We start from the raw sequence: 17174 nt of genomic DNA, 5'->3' as shown, positions 1-17174 counted from the left end.
TCGGGTGGCGTCACTGCCACCCGGCAACTAAACGACTACAGTCCCACCGTCTCTTCCGCTCATCCGTCGAAACCGATCAGATGGTCACGCAATTTGTTCGGGTAGGCATTTTTTTCGACCATCCTGTGAATGAGCGCCATAAGCTCATAATCACTGCGCAGATCGAATTTTTGCATCAGCAAATACTTATGCGTGAATATCGTTTTATCACTCGTCCTGAGTACATCAGCAATCTGCCCTACCGAGAATCCTCTGTAAAAATTCACCGTGACGCGGATCTGCTGCGGCGAAAGTATTTTATGCTGACACTCGAAACAGCCGTTATGCTGCCAGCGATATCCCGGCAGTTGCGTACGGTACCATGCAATAAAGAGCATCTCGCTAACCTGACCAAGCGGGGCGCGGCGGGAGATAAAAATGATATCCTGAAAACAGGATGTAAAAGCGGAAAAACGCCGCTCATCGTCCACCAGCCCAATCACAATCCCTTTTTTTCGCGCTTTCAATTCAGGAACACAGGTCAGCGTTTCCCCGGGGCATAGAGAGAGAATAATAATATCCGCGGCACTGACGCTGTCATAAGTAAGCTCAGTGTCAAAATGAATGTGATGCCTGAAATTATGCAGGAAAAAATCCACAAGAAAATATTGCAGGCCATTTTTAAAAAAAGAATCCGGTTCTTTAATCAGGATATTCAACATATCAATTACCAACGTCTGCATATCAATAAGGACAACCAACGCGCGTGCCGATCAGTTGTATTGCATCGTCATGACCACGACGGCACTGATGCTCCCCGGCGTCGCACCGCCGGTGACAGATTTGACTGATGCCTGCATGACCATCGTCGCGGTTCTGTCTGACGCAATAGTCTGCGTAATGCTTGTCCCTGTGCCCTTTAACGCACCGGTTGCGGCCTCGCTCATCGCAATCGCGACGTTCGTGGCCGAACCGCTGTTCATGTAGTAACTCGCCCCCGAGACGGGATCGGGGTTGCCGGTAAAGGAGACCGTAACGCTGCGCGTGCCTGCCGGACACTGGGTAAACGGCAGGCTAAAAAACACAGGATCGGATGTCGACCCCGGCGTGGCCATATTGGATGCCTGAATATTGCCGAGGTTAATATCCAGACTGGTATTGCCCCCATTGAATACGCAGGGAGAGGCAATAATATTGCCGGCGACGCTGACGTTAACGCTATCCGCTGCAATAACATTGCCGCTTATTACTGCCGCGATGAACGCTGCCGTGCGCATTATATGCATCGTCATCCCCTTTACTGGTAGGTCAAATTTAAGGTTGCTGACGCATTTGCGGTACCGGGTTCTACCGTCGTTTGCGTCTGGTAATAACGCGCCGTTAATGGGAACGCTTCCTGCCCCCCTGCCGCAAGCTTCAGCGGCAAACGCGCATTGAGGGTGAGCGGTGTACCGTTATAGAGCAACTGAACGCCAACCCCTTTCGCCGTACCGGTATTACCCTGCCCCGTAAGCGCGAGCACGCTGGGTGTTGCAACGTCAGGATTCTGAATGCCGCTGAGTGATACGTTGACGTTAGCCCCCGCATCGCAGTTAAGCCCGAGATTTTGCGTATTTTGAGCGCCAGCCGGTGTGGTGCCTATCGTTGAGCCAAAAAGCGCGGCAGAAATATCGCCTATCGGAAATGTCAGTTGCGGTGTTGTAATATTGCAGGCCAGTACATTAATGGTTCCGCCCAGCAGGGTGGTCGTCAGGCCATCACGGTAAACGCCGTCACTGCCCTGCAGCATCACTACCCCCAGCACGCCCGGCGTCAGCGACCCCGACGAGACCGGTCCGGTAACGATAAGTTCTATTTTACCGCCCCACCATTCGACATAACTTGCCTGCGCATTATAGGAAAAGGTATTGGCCGGGTTTTCAAAATAATTACCCGACGAAAAACGCACGCCTATACCGTTTACATTCGTGTCATAAACATGATTACCGTAAGCACTCGGTGTCGCATTCAAATACCGCATGCTAAAACCCAGTATTAATGGATTGGCACACCCCGTTAAATAGGAACCGGTTATTGTCGCGTTTCGCGAAAATAATACGGTTCCAACTGCCACGTCACGTTGAACCGTAATGGTGCCGATGGACAAAGTTGATTCCTGCGGCGTAATCGTCGTGCAGGTTCCTGCATGAGCACTGTTCCATCCTGCTGCGATACACAGCAGGAATATGATGTTAATTAGGCGCATGTTAAAAAACCCTAAAGACAATTGACGTTAATTTCGGTAATTCCACCCGCCGACGGCTGCGGGGAAAGCACGTAAGGTGCGCGGCATTGCCGTTCGCTTTCCGCTCCCCACGTGACGAAGACGGTTCCCTGAGTATCCAGGCCGGTGAGATAAGCCTGGCCTTTATCGCCAACAATAACGCTGCTGCCGTCGGCGCCCTTCAGGCTTGCCATCGCGCCAAAGGGAACAAACTGGCCATTATGCAGTAAATTAAATAACACCCGCCGCCCCACCTTCGCCTTATAGTCGGCCAAAACGATCGCGCCACGCGTCGGCGTCACCGTCCGGGTATTAATATCCAGCTCAACATCATCCGGCAGACTTTCCGGGGCAAGGGTGATGTCATTTTTACGGTATACGGAGAGATTGCTGACCACCGTATATCCGCGGTAATCCGTTTTAACGCCCGCCTGATTGCGGATATCGACGCCGTGTGCGCCCGGCGCGCTAATCAGAACATTGGTCTCGCCCAGGGGTTGCGAAAGCGTGATCCCCTCTCTGTGAGCAAGAATGCCCCCTTGCAGGCCGTAATTAAGGCGCTCGCTGTTTTTATCGTAGCTGTAGCCCGCCGTCGCTTCGCCGTAGGTTCCCTTATAATCACCGTTCAGATTGCCCGTGTAGCCGACGCCGTCCGACCCAAAGCCTTGCTGCACGTTCCAGTTCAGGGCGTGGTTTTCCAGCGCTACGCCGTTCAGGCCGATGTTGTGGGTGGTGCCATTATTCTTGCTGGCGCTTACGCCATAGTTAGCCCAGGTCTGCGGCAAAAACGTCTCCAGCGGGATACTGACGTTAAAGGCCAGCAGCTGATCTTTGTCGTACCGTTTATTGTTATCATATGAACCCGCACTGCCGTTTTTACTGTAGGTCCAGGTGAGTCCGTAACTGATGTTGTGCCAGTAGTTGTTGTAGCCCAGGCTGTATGACGCCATTGTTTTACCCGAATTCCAGTAGTCTTCACGGGCCGCGCTCAGCGTCAGCGAGCCAAGATTACCGCCCAGCGTCTGGCTCATCGTAAGTTCGGCCCGGTTTCGGCGTCGGTCCTGAAGCGCGGAGCTGTCACCGTACGAATCAAGGATCTCCTGCATACCGTAGTAACCGCTGGTCGAGTAGCGGTAACCCGCAATCGAGAAATGGGTTCCGGTCCCCACAATGTTTTTGCTGTATCGTGCACGCCAGGACTGGCCATTGGATTTCTCACCGCCCTGCGGGGTGGACCAGGCCTGGGTCATGTCCGCAGAAATAGCGCCGAAATCACCCATGTTTTTTCCAAGCCCGGTGGCGATCGACTGATATTTACTCGACTCCTGCAGCCCGCCATACAGCGTTAGCCCATACGGCAGACCATAGATCCCGGTGATTTGCCCGAAAGGTGTCTTATCGACGCTGCCGTTATAAGAACGGTATTGTCCTCCGGTTACTGAATACTTGAGCCGTCCTTCGCGCTGTAAAACCGGTAATGACGCGTACGGGAGAGTGAAATGTTGCTCACTGCCATCAGCCTCTTTAACGGTGACGTCCAGATCCCCTGCGCCGCCCGTGGGGTACATATCGGTAATCTCAAAAGCGCCTGGCGCCACGTAGGTCTGATAAATCTGATAGCCGTTCTGCCGCACCACCACCTGGGCATTGGTGCGCGCGATCCCCCGCACCACGGGTGCATAGCCTTTCAGCGAATCCGGGAGCATGTCATCATCCGAAGCCAGCTGTCCGCCGCGAAACGGCATACTGTCGAACACGTCGGCTGGCGCGGAGCTATCCCCCAGGGTGAGCTGCGCTTTGAGCGGAATAATGGCCCGCTGCGCATAGGTGTAGACGGTATCCCATTTGTCCTGACCGGTTTCATCCCGCGACCAGGTGGTGTAATTTCGCAGTCGCCACGGTCCAACGTTGAGACCCGGGCGCAGGTTGGCATATTGACTGTTGCTGTTTTTACTGCCGTTTTGTTTTGCCCGGCTGTTTGCGCCGCTCAGGCTGTAATTCAACATGGCGGCGGCGATCCCTTCATCCCATAGCGCTGGCGAGACATACCCGCGTGCCGGCATATCAATGGCGGCCTGAGGAATGCTGACGATCAGTCGCTGCGTGGCAAACTGAAAATCCGTGCTGGCGTGAGGAATAGCCTGAAGGTTGACACAGGACGCGTCTTTACTGGCTAAGTCGGGAAAAAGCGCGGTTTTGACGCCCCATCTGTTGAGCTGTTCAATACTCAGACAAGGCTTAAGGCTATCGCCCTCTTCCCCACTTTTTACTGCGGTAAAATCAATATCGCTGGTCTCGATGAGTTGGTCGTCAAGGATGATGTCAACGTGGTATTTCCCTGGTGCCTGCGAACCTGATTCAAAAGCAGATAAATCAGCTTTACCCGTGCCCGGATTGTCGAGTTCAACCAACTCGGCGTTGAACGAATCACGGGCATAAACAGTCTGCATTGCATTTACCAGCGCAAAGGCGATACAGATCGCCAGACGCGCAGGCTGCATTTTTTTAGTTTTCGTTGCCATCATCATTAACCTGACCTGCTATGAGGATCGCCGCTTTTGATGAATTAAAAGCTGGCCTGATACATTCTTCCGGGGCTGCCGTAATCATTAATGACTTTGAATGAAATGTGGTTATCATTGGCACCTGCGGGTAAGCTAAATACCGCCGTTGCACCCGGTGCCACCCAGGAGACCTCATCCAGTTTTTTATCACCGACGCTTATTTCATTAAAGTTGATGACATATTGCGTTGGATTGGTGACCATGAGCTTATTCCCGCTACGCGACCAGGTTAATTTATTCGCTTGTTCTTCCGGCGTTGATCCCTTCAGACCTGACGGGCGATAAATAAGCTTGATGCGCGTTTTGACAGCAATTTGCAGTGAGTTTTCCTGTTTTGAGGCAGACGGTATGGCTTTAATATTCAGCCAGAAAAGACTTTCTTTATCCTGGGGTAGTGAACCCGAGAGTAAAATACGTTCAATGTTTTGCTGCCCGCCATCCAGCCGATATAAAGGCGGCGTTACAATAAAAGGTGCTTTATTAGCATTCCCCTCTGGCATGTCAACCCAGGACTGGATTAAATAAGGCACGCTATCAGCATTATTGATACTGATTGATGCCTCTTTTTTCCCACCATCAAAAATAACGCGGGTACCGCCAATAATGACCCCGGCATAAGCGTTCGAAAACGATGCTGTCAGGGCGGCCGATATGAGCAGGGCCTTGCTAATAAAATGCATGTTACACCTCTTGAAACACGGGGGCAGAAACTGCCCCCACGCAGAACGTCACGGAACCGACTCGTGTTCTGCTTAATGACTAGTTATAAACAACGGAGAAATTTGCCACGGAGTTTGCAGGACCGGCCGTCACCGATGCCGCCGTTGAAATATACTGCGCGTAGAAATTCAGCGTATTATCGGCGGTGCTGCTTAGCACATAGCTATAGCTGTTACTGCCGTGCAACGGCAGATCCGCTTTATCAGCGGTCATCAAATTAATAGCAACACCCGTTGCCGCTCCGGCGACGGAGGTATCAATAGCAAGCAGATCGGCGTTAGTCAGATCGGGCGTACCGTCAAAACGGACTTTGGCACTGTTGACCGTAACCGGGCAGTTCTTCAGGACGATGTCGAATTTCGTTGCCGCAGTGCGGGATCCTGTTGCCGGAAATTCTGTTTTATTGTAATCGCCTAACACCACCACCTGATTTTGAGAAGCAACCGCGACATCGCAGGCAGAATCCAGGATGTTACCGTTAAAATTAACGGTTCCTGCAGCAGCGAGTGCATTGCTCATCATTAAGGCAGAACCTGTCGCAACCATCGCTAAAATAATGTTCTTTTTCATAATCTTCATTTTCCTGTTTACGGGATAACTTTATTTATTATTAAAACGTACGCAGCAGAAAGTTGATAAATAAATCACAGTGGATTCATCTTCTTTTTAATTAACGCTATAAGGTTTTTCTGACTGACTGACTGATTAAAATTTATATAATCATTTTGGTGAATACAACTTTTTGATGGTCTAGCTGTAGACTCTGATTTAACGTAATTTCAACATTTCTTTCAGGATACGCTTACGTCTTATTTCCTGGTCTATTAGTAGACTTGATCGTCTTTATGTTTTCATTCAAGGTGTTAGATATCAGATGCTCAACGGTCTACTTTTGGACCTTACCGAAATATTCCCTGACTCCTTCATTTTTAAGATAATTCTCCAGGCAGATTAAAAAACGATCAGACCCGTAGTCGCTGTGAGGTATCTTATGAATACGCGTTTAACCACGCCATTGAATAACCACGAATCAACCGTTCTGGGTTTAAAACCGTTTATCCATATAGATGCCCTGATTAAATCAGTGCTACCTGCTGCGAACAGAATGGTCATCTGTCGGGGAGAAACCGTACATTATTATAAAGATGATGTGCGCCAGTGTTTTTTACTTCTCCAGGGAAGCGTGGCGCTTCATCGTCGCGGCGACGGCATTGTTTTAAACTCTGAATCAGCGCCTTTTATTCTTGGCGTCAGCAGTCAATTTTCTTCGGAGCATCTCTATGTCAGGGCCCTGGAGACGGCAGAAATCGCCCGCGTGTCGCTGGAGACGTTTAATCAGATTGTTGCGCAGCAGGATTTATGGGAGCACTTTTCAAAGCTGCTGATTTATACGGCCTCACGGGTGTATGAGCACTGCGCGCAAATATCGCAAATGTCTGCCTACGACATCATTCGCTTCCAGCTTGTTGAACTCATGCAGGAGCCCGATGCCATACGGAAAAATACGACGGCCGCCGCGTACATCAAAAGCAGAACGTATCTTTCACGTAGCGGAATTATGCGTATTCTGGCAGAACTGCGGACCGGAAAGTACATCACCATGGAACGTGGGGTGCTGCTTGACATTCACCATCTGCCGCGAAAATATTGATAGCCAGCGTGCCTGTACCCGGGAGAAGCGCTATAATTAGCCAGGTTATTTTTAAGGTTGTCGGCTGCCATGTCCCTTCCAGAAAAGTCTCAACGGGGTTCTCCCTACGCGCAAGAGCTTATTTCACACCTGTTGCCTGATTGCACAACACGACATACCGCCCGCGGCGAGCGGCTGGACCTGCAAATTAACGGTCAGGGCATGTGCTATTTAATTCTCGAAGGAACCATCGCCATCTACAGAAGAAGCGATGACATGATGCTGTCTACGGCTCGCAGTCCGGCCGTGTTCGGCCTCGCCAACCTGACCGACATCTATTTCAATGATTATATTAAGACCGTCAGCCCTTGTCTGATAGGGACGCTCACCACCGAGCGGGTGAATGAAATTATCAAAGAGAAGGCGCTATGGGGACTGCTTTCTAAGCAGCTCATTTTTGTGTATAGCCGTCTTTATAACAACGTGATGCCGCAGGGCGCGCCGACGGCGTATGAGATGATTCGCCAGCAGCTGGTCAAGCTGATGGAGGAAGATGAGAGTTATCGGCTCAGCGTGACGGCGGAAAGGTATATCAGGGAGAAAACCCAGCTCTCCCGCAGCGGCGTGATGCGCATTCTGGCGGATTTAAAAACCGGCGGATTCATCGAAATGGAAGAAGGCAGGCTCATCAAAATCAATAAACTCCCCGCTCGATACTGAATGTCAGACACAAAAAAGGCCGCATTCGCGGCCCTTTTATTCTCATGTACTCAATGGACGTGAACGCCCAACCGCCAGGCAAAGTAGATCTCTTCTTTCAGCTCATTTGAAGAGAGCGCCAGCAAATCTGTAAATTCCAGCTCAAGCTGTTTCAGCTTTTTCAGGTACTGCGCCGGAGACAGGTTGCTCTTATCGCGACGTAAATATTCAATTGCCAGCTGTGTTGGGGTTATTTCAGTATCCATGATGTCCTCGCTTATGTACAAAACCTGACCAGTATACCACAACGTACTGGCTAGTTTTTGACCAAAGGCAAGACATCTGAAAACTTTACACAACCGCCGTGGTCAGCCGCGACGAGCAGCACAGGCGATCCTGCTCATCGAGAATATCTATTTGCCACACCTGATGGCGGCTTCCGGCGTGCAGCGCGCGGCAAACACCGCGCACGCGTCCGCTGCGCACCGAGCGAATGTGGTTAGCATTCACCTCAAGTCCGACAACCTTCTGCTCCCCTTCGGTGCAGAGATACCCCGCCACCGAGCCCAGCGTTTCAGCCAGCACGACGGACGCTCCGCCGTGCAATAAACCAAACGGCTGGTGGGTGCGACTATCGACGGGCATGGTGGCCTCAATCTCATCGTCGCCAATGCGGATAAACTGGATATCCAGCAGCCCCACCATATTCCCCTCGCCCATGGCGTTCAGCGCCTGCAGCGTCACGGCACGTTTCCAGATCATCCAATTATCTCCAGTAAAGCCTGCAATGGGTGACGTACACCGTTGCCTTCTACCCGTTTTACCTGGCTGCGGCAGGAGTAACCCGTCGCCAGACAGCGGTTTCGCGGCAAACGCTGCATCGCCTGATGCCAGGACAGCTCATAGATGCCGAGCGAGTTGGCGTGGTTTTTCACTTCGTGTCCGTAGGTGCCGGCCATCCCGCAGCAGCCGACGCTGACGCTCTCCAGCTTCGCACCGAAGCGGGCAAAGACAGACGCCCACTGCGCGGGGGCACCCGGCAGCGCGGTCACTTCCGTGCAGTGCCCGAACAGATACCACGGTTCACCGCTGACATCCTGAACAGCCTTATCTTCCAGCGCTATCGGCAGCCACTCGTGCACCAGCATCACGTTGAAGTCGCCGCGCTTATCGCCCAGCGTCTGCTTGTATTCATCGCGATAGCACAGCACCAGCGCCGGATCGACGCCGACCATCGGTATCCCGAGTTGCGCCACGCGATTCAGGAAGTCAGACGTTTTCTGCGCGGTCTTCGCAAAGCGGTTCAGGAAACCTTTAATGTGCTGCGCCTTGCCATTCGGGGAGAACGGCAGCACAACCGGCTGGTAACCCACTTTCTCCGCCAGACGGACGAAATCGGCCACAACCTGCGCATCGTAGTAGCTGGTGAACGGATCCTGCACCACCAGCACCACCTTCGTTTTTTGCTCAGGCGTGAGTGCCTCCAGCTGCTCCAGGGTCATGTTCGCCGAGCGATGCCCGACGAGCTGGCGCTGCAGAGACGGCACCGACAGCAGCGGCAGATCGACCATACCGATGTGTTTTTCGGAGAGCTTGCGCACCAGCGGCTGGTTGATAAAGAAGTTGAAGGTCTTCGGCGCGCGCGCCATCAGCGGCGCGTAGCTTTCCACCGTCGCCACCAGATGGTCGCGCACCGGGCGGAGGTAGCGGGTGTGATACAGCTGCAGGAAGCGCGAGCGGAATTCCGGCACGTCGATTTTAATCGGGCACTGGGTGGAGCAGGCTTTACAGGCCAGGCAGCCGGACATCGCCTCTTTCACCTCATGGGAGAAATCATACTCGCCCTTGTTGGCATGCCAGCTGTTGCGGGTGCGCTCAATCAGCGAGCGCAGGCTGGCCCGTTTTTCCGGCAGCTCCTGCTCCAGCCTGAGCGGATCCACCCCGCGGTCGGCCAGCAGACGCAGCCACTCGCGCACCAGCGTCGCCCGCCCTTTTGGCGAGTGGATACGGTTGCTGGTGATTTTCATCGACGGACACATCGGGCTTTTCACATCAAAGTTAAAGCACAGGCCGTTGCCGTTGCACTCCATCGCGCCGCGCCAGGAGGAGCGCACCGCAATCGGGATCTGTCTGTCGTAGGTGCCGCGCTTGACGGCATCCACCTGCAGCATTGGCGCGTCCACGCCTTCAGGCGGGCAGATTTTACCCGGGTTGAGGCGGTTATGCGGGTCGAAAGCCGCTTTCACCTTGCGCAGCTCCGCGTAGAGCTGTTCGCCGAAGAATGCCGGGCTGTATTCCGCGCGGAACCCTTTCCCGTGCTCTCCCCAGAGCAAACCGCCGTATTTGGCGGTTAAGGCCACCACGTCGTCGGAGATCTGCTTCATCAGAATCTCCTGCTGCGGGTCGCACATATCCAGCGCCGGACGCACGTGCAGTACCCCGGCATCGACGTGGCCGAACATGCCATAGCTCAGGCCGTGGCTGTCCAGCAGGGCGCGAAACTCAACGATGTAATCCGCCAGATGCTCAGGCGGCACGCAGGTGTCTTCGGCAAAGGGAATGGGCTTCGCCGCCCCTTTTGCATTGCCGAGCAGGCCCACGGCTTTTTTACGCATCGCATAGATACGCTCAATCCCGGCCAGATCGTTACAAAGCTGCCAGCCGATCACGCCGCCCTGACCCTGCGCAATCAGCTCGTCCAGACGCTGGCAGAGCGTGGTGACCTGGCGCTCAATCAGCTCCGCATCATCGCCGGCAAACTCCACGATATTGAGACCGAGCATCTCTTTATCCGGCACGTCGGTAATCAGCTCGCTGACGGAGTGCCAGACAATGTCTTCCCTGGCCAGATTAAGCACTTTGGAGTCGACCGTTTCCACCGACAGCGCTTTCGCTTCCACCATAAACGGCGCATTGCGCAGCGCGGAGTCGAAGGAGTCATATTTCACGTTCACCAGACGACGCACTTTCGGCAAGCGGGTGATATCCAGCCGCGCCTCGGTGATAAACGCCAGCGTCCCTTCGGAACCGGTCAGCACGCGGGTTAAATCAAACTGGGTCAGGTCGTCGTTAAAGACGTGACGCAGGTCGTACCCGGTCAGGAAGCGGTTTAGTTTGGGGAACTTATCGAGAATAAGCTGGCGGTTGTCGCGGCAGCGTTCCAGCACGGTACGATAGATGCGTCCGCTGGCGGTGTTATCTTTACCCAGCGTTTCCGCCAGTTCGACCGGCATCGGCTGGGTATCGAGGATATCGCCGCCCAGCAGAACGGCACGCACGCCCAGCACGTGATCGGAGGTTTTACCGTAGACCAGCGAGCCCTGACCGGAGGCATCCGTGTTGATCATCCCGCCAAGGGTCGCGCGGTTACTGGTGGAAAGCTCCGGGGCGAAAAAGTAGCCGTAAGGCTTGAGATACTGATTAAGCTGATCTTTGATAACGCCCGCTTCGACCCGCACCCACCCCTCTTCCGGGTTGATCTCAATGATGCGGTTCATATAGCGCGACATATCAACAATGATGCCCTGGTTCAGCGCCTGACCATTGGTCCCGGTGCCGCCGCCGCGCGGCGTAAAGACCAGTGAAGCAAAGCGCTCCTGCGTCGCCAGCCGGGCGATAAGCGCCACGTCGGCCGTTGAACGAGGGAAAACCACGGCATCGGGAAGAAGCTGGTAAATACTGTTATCGGTCGCCATCGTCAGCCTGTCGGCATAGTTCGTGGCGGTATCACCTGTAAAACCCTGTTGCTCCAGTGCTTGCAAAAAATTAAGCACCAGCTGAACGACGCCAGGTGCCTGAGAAATCTGTGGGATCATGACTGTCGACCCTAATTAGAGTTGTATGAAATCGTTTGCGTGTATCTTAAAAGTTTTATCACATTTTTTTCTTATAATCTCTGCTGAATTACAGGCAAAATCCGCCTGTCAAAAACCGCCGAGATCATCAATGATTAGAGAGACGCGGTTTTCCGTTCCCGCCAGTCGTACTGGCGTTCTTTTAAGGAAAGTTTCATTTATGGTCAATCTTCGCCAGCCCAGGGATGTTGCGCAAATTTTACTGTCGGTGCTGTTTCTGGCCCTCATGATTATTGCGTGTCTGTGGATTGTTCAACCCTTTATTCTCGGCTTCGCCTGGGCCGCGACCGTGGTCGTGGCCACGTGGCCTCTGCTGTTGCGCTTGCAGAAACTGCTGTTCGGCCGTCGCGGGTTAGCGGTACTGGTCATGACGCTCCTGCTGTTCCTGCTGTTTATTATTCCGATTGCCCTGCTGGTGAATAGCCTGGTGGATTCCAGTGGCCCCGTTATTCGCGCTATTAGCAGCGGTGACCTGACGCTGCCGGATCTCGCCTGGCTGAACAGCATTCCGGTGGTGGGCGCCAAGCTCTACAGCGGCTGGCATAGCCTGCTGGAGATGGGCGGCAGCGCGCTGATGGCAAAAGTCCGCCCGTATATAGGCACGACCACGACCTGGTTTGTGGGTCAGGCGGCGCATATCGGCCGGTTTATGATGCACTGTACCCTGATGCTGCTCTTCAGCGCCCTGCTCTACTGGCGCGGCGAGCAGGTGGCTTTAGGCGTTCGTCACTTCGCCACCCGCCTGGCGGGCAAACGGGGTGACGCGGCGGTTTTACTGGCTGCGCAGGCCGTGCGCGCGGTGGCCCTGGGCGTGGTGGTGACCGCGCTGGTGCAGGCGGTGCTGGGCGGTATCGGTCTGGCGATTTCCGGCGTACCGTACGCCACCGTGTTCACCGTGGTCATGCTGATGACCTGTCTTGCGCAACTGGGACCGCTGCTGGTGCTGGTCCCTAGTATTATCTGGCTCTACTGGACGGGTGATACCACGTGGGGAACGGTGCTGCTGGTCTGGAGCTGCGTGGTCGGCACCATGGATAACGTCATTCGTCCGATCCTCATCCGTATGGGTGCTGACCTGCCGCTGATCCTGATACTCTCCGGGGTCATTGGCGGACTGATTGCCTTTGGCATGATTGGCCTGTTTATTGGCCCGGTGCTGCTCGCCGTTACCTGGCGCCTGTTCTCCGCCTGGGTGCATGAAATTCCGCCTCCGGGAACAGACCCGGACGTGATTCTGAGCGAACTGGAAGAGCTGGAAGAGAAGAACACGCATTAAGTTTTTTGCCGGGTGGCGCTAACGCTTACCCGGCCTACATTCCCCCTCACAATACTTTAACGCTGCTAAAGTATTTATTCGTTGCACACTGGTCAGACCCGCCGTTTCTGCATTAAACCCGCGATTAACCTCAAGAAATCTTTACGCCTCTTTAACTATTGAGACGAATCTGATCGACGCTAAAGATCACAATGCCTACTATTAGCTCACGGTTATAAATCAACACCTTGATTTATAAGCATGGAAATCCCCTGAGTGAAACAACGAATTGCTGTGTGTAGTCTTTGCCCATCTCCCACGATGGGCTTTTTTTTATCCTGACTACGCGCGTGTCACCTTACAGGTACTGAGCATCCGCCACTCGGCAGGCAGCACGCGGGTTTCCCCGGTTACCCTGACCGTCACCCTCTCGCGGATATCCGCCGACGATGCGCCAACCTGCAGTTCAAACTCGCCCGGCTCAACGATGCGTTTCCCGTCCCGGCGGGTAAAGTTGAACATCTCAACCGGTAGCGTAAAGCTGAGCGCGGCGGTTTCGCCCGGCGAGAGCGTGACGCGCTGGAAGGCCTTCAGCTCCTGAAGCGGCCGAACCTGGGTGGCGACCTTATCCCTGACGTAAACCTGCACCACCTCGCTGCCGCTGCGTTCACCTGCATTGGTGATATCCACACTCAGCGTCACCTCGCCGTCGACCGGCACGCTGCTTTCCGCTACGCGGGCAGCCCCCCAGCTAAACGTCGTCCAGCCCAGGCCGAAGCCAAACGGGTAACGCGAACCAAAGTGGAACGCAAACGGCGTGCCGCCGCTTTTGAGCTTGTGATTGTAGTAATACGGCATTGCCCCGGCGCTTTTCGGCACGCTCACCACCAGACGCCCCTGCGGCTCCGCCCGCCCCGTCAGCACGTCTGCAATCGCCCAGCCCCCTTCCTGCCCCGGCGCCCACGCCACCAGCAGCGCCGCGACGTTATCCTCCAGCCCCTGAAGGTTGTACGGACGCCCGCCGGTCATCACGACAATCACCGGCTTGCCCGTCGCCACCAGCGCCTCCAGCAGCTGTTGCTGCACGCCCGGCAGATTCAGGGAGTCGGTGTCGGAACCTTCCCCCACGGTGCCGCTCTGGAACAGCCCGGCGAGATCGCCCACGCAGGCGACCACCACATCACTCTCCTGCGCCGCGTTCACGGCCTCGGGGATCAATGCGGTGCTTTGCGAGACCGGCGACTGCTGCATCGGTTTGCTGCCGCTGTCGCCAGGGAAGACCGGCGCGCCCGCCATCCGTTTTTCGATGATGTGACACCCTTTGGCATAGCGGACGTTCGATGCCCCGAGATACTGCTCCAGCGCCGCGCGCGGGGTCATGACCTGCAAGGTCTCTTCCACCATATCGCTGATGATCAGATGCACCGGGAAGCTGTAGCCGCTGAGTAACGCCAGCGGATCGTCTGCCGTCGGCCCCACTACCGCCACGCGGGGTTTGCCGCCTAGCGGTAAAATGCCGTTGTTTTCCAGCAGCGTGACCGATTTTGTCGCCACCTCCCGCGCGGCCTGGCGGGTCAAATCATTTTGCAGATCGATACCGTTTTCATCCGCGTACGGCTTTTCAAACAGCCCCAGGCGGAATTTTTCCGTCAGCACGCGCGCCACGATCTCATCGACTTTCGCCATAGAGATCAGCCCGCGCTCTACCGCTTCCGCCAGATGGCGCGCGCAGTCGTCTTTCGGCAGCTCAACGTCCAGCCCGGCGTTGAATGCCAGCGCGGCGGATTCGGCCGCATCGTGGGAAATCCCGTGATGCTGGTGCAGCAGGCTGACGCCGCCGTAGTCCGCCACAATAATCCCGTCGAATCCCCACTGTTCGCGCAGGACGGTAGTCAGCAGGAAGCTGTCGCTGTGCCCCGGCTGATTGTCGATATCGTGGTAGGCCGGCATCACCGACCCGGCATTGGCCAGCTTCACCGCCATTTCAAACGGCAGCAGGAAGGTGTCGTTCAGTTCGCTAAAGCCCAGATGTACCGGCGCATGGTTGCGCGCCCCTTCGCTGAACGAGTGGCCCACGTAGTGCTTGAGCGTCGCCAGCAGATCGCGCTTATCGCCCTGCAACCCTTTCACGTAGGCGGTTGCCATCACCCCCACCAGCCAGGGATCTTCCCCGAAGGTCTCTTCGGTTCGCCCCCAGCGCACGTCGCGGGAAACGTCCAGCACCGGCGCCAGCCCCTGCTGACAGCCGACGGACCGTGCCTCTTTACCGATCTGCTCTGCCGCGCGCTGCACCAGTTCCGGATCCCAGGTAGAGCCGTAGTTCAGCGACGACGGGAACAGCGTGGCGTCTTTGCACAGCAGCCCCACCAGGCACTCTTCATGGAACAATGCCGGAATGCCGAGACGCGTCTCTTCCATCATCATGCGCTGCAGGCGGTTAGCGGCACGCACGCCGGTTTTCGCATCAACAATGTGGGTGCCCAGCGGACGGGTGATCTGCCCGACGCCCAGCTTTAGCCGTTCACTCAGCGCTGCCTGCTCGCTCACGCCGGCGAATTCATCGCTCAGATCGCTGCGTTCGCGATGGTTGCCGTTTTCATCGAGGATCAGCCAGTACGCATGCATCTGGGCGAACTTCTCTTCCGGGGTCATACGCGCCAGTAAATCGGCGACGCGCTCGTGCACGGGACGTCCCGCGTCCTTATAGATAGCAGTCATATTTTACTCCTGTAGTGCGGAAGGGGTTGCCGGGCTGAGCTGCCCCGCGTCGGGTCTTACCTCACGTTTGCTGGCCAGCTCCCGGGCGATGGAATCCACCAGCCGGCTGTTGAGCTTGTAGATGGCAAGCAGCGCGACCATGCAGAGGAACAGTGCGCACGGGATAAGGGTGAACAGCGCGTTAATCGTAGAGAGTACGTGAGGTGCCTGAGCTGCCTGTCCCGGGGCGTAATCCACCATGCCAAGCACCCAGCCGACCACCGCTCCACCCAGCGCCAGACCGAATTTGATGGCAAACAGCGCGGTAGAGAAGACCAGCCCGTCCAGGCGACGACCGCTGCGGTGCTCTTCGTAGTCGACCACATCGGAAAACATGGTCCACTGCAGCGGCGTGGTCAGGTTTTGCACAAAGCTAAATACGATGTTGAGGCCAAAAATCAGCCACACCTGTGAAGGCGGCAGGAAGAAAATCAGCGCGCCGAAAATGACGAAGGAAATAATGGTCCACTGATAGGCGCGTACGCGATCAAATTTCCCCAGCAGCCGTTCAGATAATAAAGCGCCGCTTAAGGAGGCGACCATTCCGGAAACAATAAAGGCAAAAACCAGATCCGGACGCAACAGCACGTAGTTCACGTAATACATCGTGGCGGAACCGCGCGTCACCACCGCCGTTAACAGCAAAATATTAAACAGGAACACAATACGCCACTGGCTGTTACCGGCCAGCAGTTTTAAATCGGTCAGCATGGAGCCGGAGGTATCATTGCGCGGCGAATAGCGCTCGCGGGTCATCAGGAAACAGCAGAAAAAGAGCACAATGCCCAGCAGCCCCATCAGGCTCATGGCATAGAAATAGCCTTTCTGCACGTTGCCCTGGCCTAACAGTGAAACCAGCGGCAGGGCGATGACCGTCACAATCAACCCGCCGATAAACGACAGGCCAAAGCGCCACGACTGCAGGGAGTGACGCTCGCGCGGGTCTAACGTCAGCGCGCCGGGCATAGCGCAGTAAGGCACGTTAATGGCGGAGTAAATCAGGCTTAAGATCGCGTAGGTCAGGCAGGCATAAACGATTTTCGCCGTCGGTCCCACGTCCGGTACATAGAATGTGATAAGGCAGCTTACGCCAAACGGAATGGCGAACCACAGCAGCCAGGGACGGAAACGACCGTGACGCGTCTGGGTGCGATCCACCAGTGCGCCAATGCACGGGTCGACAAACGCATCAACCACGCGCACCACTAAAAACATGGTGCCCATAATCGCGGCGGGCAGCCCAAAAACGTCCGTATAGAAATAGGCGAGAAATAACGTTGCCGTTTGCCAGACCAGCGCGCTGGCCATATCACCTAAGCCATAACCTATTTTATCTTTGGTACGCAATACAGAGGAGAGTGTCATTGTTATTTGCCTTTTTATCAGGTTAAAACGTATTTCAACCAGTTGCGCATCACCTGAAGGGAAATGCGCATGTAAGGCTCAAGTATTA

Annotated in this window: 14 protein-coding genes and 1 other RNA gene; 4 read left to right on the top strand and 11 right to left on the bottom strand. The window is 55.1% G+C overall.

Translation table 11 applies throughout. The features are described from left to right. Positions 1 to 59: 59 nt before the first annotated feature. From ACMGG5_RS15730 to ACMGG5_RS15705, 6 genes are all read right to left on the bottom strand, one after another. A complete protein-coding gene (locus tag ACMGG5_RS15730) occupies positions 60 to 701 on the bottom strand; it encodes a LuxR C-terminal-related transcriptional regulator (protein WP_420278151.1) in 642 nt (213 codons plus the stop codon). 51 nt (positions 702 to 752) lie between these two features. After that, positions 753 to 1271, bottom strand: coding sequence for a fimbrial protein (locus tag ACMGG5_RS15725; RefSeq protein WP_420278150.1), 519 nt, complete (start codon positions 1269 to 1271; stop codon positions 753 to 755). Between the two features lie 5 nt (positions 1272 to 1276). After that, complete coding sequence (locus tag ACMGG5_RS15720; protein WP_420278149.1) at positions 1277 to 2224, bottom strand: fimbrial protein; 948 nt, start codon at positions 2222 to 2224, stop codon at positions 1277 to 1279. Between the two features lie 11 nt (positions 2225 to 2235). Continuing rightward, positions 2236 to 4764 (bottom strand): fimbria/pilus outer membrane usher protein, encoded by a 2529-nt coding sequence (locus ACMGG5_RS15715; protein WP_420278623.1) that lies wholly within the window; start codon positions 4762 to 4764, stop codon positions 2236 to 2238. A 44-nt stretch (positions 4765 to 4808) separates the two neighbouring features. Continuing rightward, positions 4809 to 5486, bottom strand: coding sequence for a molecular chaperone (locus ACMGG5_RS15710; RefSeq protein WP_157189000.1), 678 nt, complete (start codon positions 5484 to 5486; stop codon positions 4809 to 4811). 79 nt (positions 5487 to 5565) lie between these two features. After that, the gene (locus tag ACMGG5_RS15705; protein WP_024909406.1) at positions 5566 to 6096 is read right to left on the bottom strand and encodes a fimbrial protein; all 531 of its coding nucleotides are present in this window, start codon (positions 6094 to 6096) and stop codon (positions 5566 to 5568) included. A gap of 421 nt (positions 6097 to 6517) precedes the next feature. Here ACMGG5_RS15705 and ACMGG5_RS15700 point away from each other — a divergent pair, with 421 nt between their 5' ends. Together ACMGG5_RS15700 and ACMGG5_RS15695 are read left to right on the top strand one after the other, a co-directional pair. Next, complete coding sequence (locus ACMGG5_RS15700; RefSeq protein WP_048991564.1) at positions 6518 to 7177, top strand: winged helix-turn-helix transcriptional regulator; 660 nt, start codon at positions 6518 to 6520, stop codon at positions 7175 to 7177. A 69-nt stretch (positions 7178 to 7246) separates the two neighbouring features. Then, on the top strand, positions 7247 to 7876 hold the full coding sequence (locus ACMGG5_RS15695; protein ID WP_024909408.1) for a helix-turn-helix domain-containing protein: 630 nt from the start codon (positions 7247 to 7249) through the stop codon (positions 7874 to 7876). Positions 7877 to 7926: 50 nt separating this feature from the next. Here ACMGG5_RS15695 and ACMGG5_RS15690 read toward each other — a convergent pair whose 3' ends face one another. The 3 genes from ACMGG5_RS15690 to ACMGG5_RS15680 all read right to left on the bottom strand — a co-directional run bounded on the left by ACMGG5_RS15690 (position 7927) and on the right by ACMGG5_RS15680 (position 11670). Then, positions 7927 to 8121, bottom strand: coding sequence for a YdiH family protein (locus ACMGG5_RS15690; RefSeq protein WP_003857766.1), 195 nt, complete (start codon positions 8119 to 8121; stop codon positions 7927 to 7929). An 85-nt stretch (positions 8122 to 8206) separates the two neighbouring features. After that, positions 8207 to 8617: a 1,4-dihydroxy-2-naphthoyl-CoA hydrolase gene (menI, locus tag ACMGG5_RS15685; RefSeq protein ID WP_023311321.1), complete on the bottom strand. Its 411-nt coding sequence runs from the start codon at positions 8615 to 8617 to the stop codon at positions 8207 to 8209. Then, positions 8614 to 11670 (bottom strand): FAD-binding and (Fe-S)-binding domain-containing protein, encoded by a 3057-nt coding sequence (locus tag ACMGG5_RS15680; RefSeq protein ID WP_407820592.1) that lies wholly within the window; start codon positions 11668 to 11670, stop codon positions 8614 to 8616. The genes menI and ACMGG5_RS15680 overlap by 4 nt, the downstream gene beginning before the upstream one ends. A 199-nt stretch (positions 11671 to 11869) precedes the next feature. Here ACMGG5_RS15680 and ydiK point away from each other — a divergent pair, with 199 nt between their 5' ends. Beyond that, positions 11870 to 12985, top strand: a complete 1116-nt coding sequence (gene ydiK / locus ACMGG5_RS15675; RefSeq protein ID WP_045910283.1) for an AI-2E family transporter YdiK — start codon at positions 11870 to 11872, stop codon at positions 12983 to 12985. 208 nt (positions 12986 to 13193) lie between these two features. Beyond that, positions 13194 to 13301: antisense sRNA RprA (gene rprA / locus ACMGG5_RS15670), an RNA gene on the top strand. A 5-nt stretch (positions 13302 to 13306) separates the two neighbouring features. On the opposite strand, the gene ACMGG5_RS15665 is transcribed toward rprA, so the two are convergent. Both ACMGG5_RS15665 and ACMGG5_RS15660 read right to left on the bottom strand, forming a co-directional pair. Beyond that, positions 13307 to 15682: a glycoside hydrolase family 3 N-terminal domain-containing protein gene (locus ACMGG5_RS15665; RefSeq protein ID WP_420278148.1), complete on the bottom strand. Its 2376-nt coding sequence runs from the start codon at positions 15680 to 15682 to the stop codon at positions 13307 to 13309. 3 nt (positions 15683 to 15685) lie between these two features. Further along, positions 15686 to 17086 (bottom strand): MFS transporter, encoded by a 1401-nt coding sequence (locus ACMGG5_RS15660; protein WP_407820594.1) that lies wholly within the window; start codon positions 17084 to 17086, stop codon positions 15686 to 15688. Positions 17087 to 17174 lie beyond the last annotated feature (88 nt).

It is taken from the genome of Enterobacter sp. BNK-34 (assembly GCF_048684445.1).
In the GTDB taxonomy this organism is placed as follows: domain Bacteria; phylum Pseudomonadota; class Gammaproteobacteria; order Enterobacterales; family Enterobacteriaceae; genus Enterobacter; species Enterobacter pseudoroggenkampii.
Note: the sequence above shows the minus strand (reverse complement) of the source record. Positions and strands in the feature narration are given on the sequence as shown.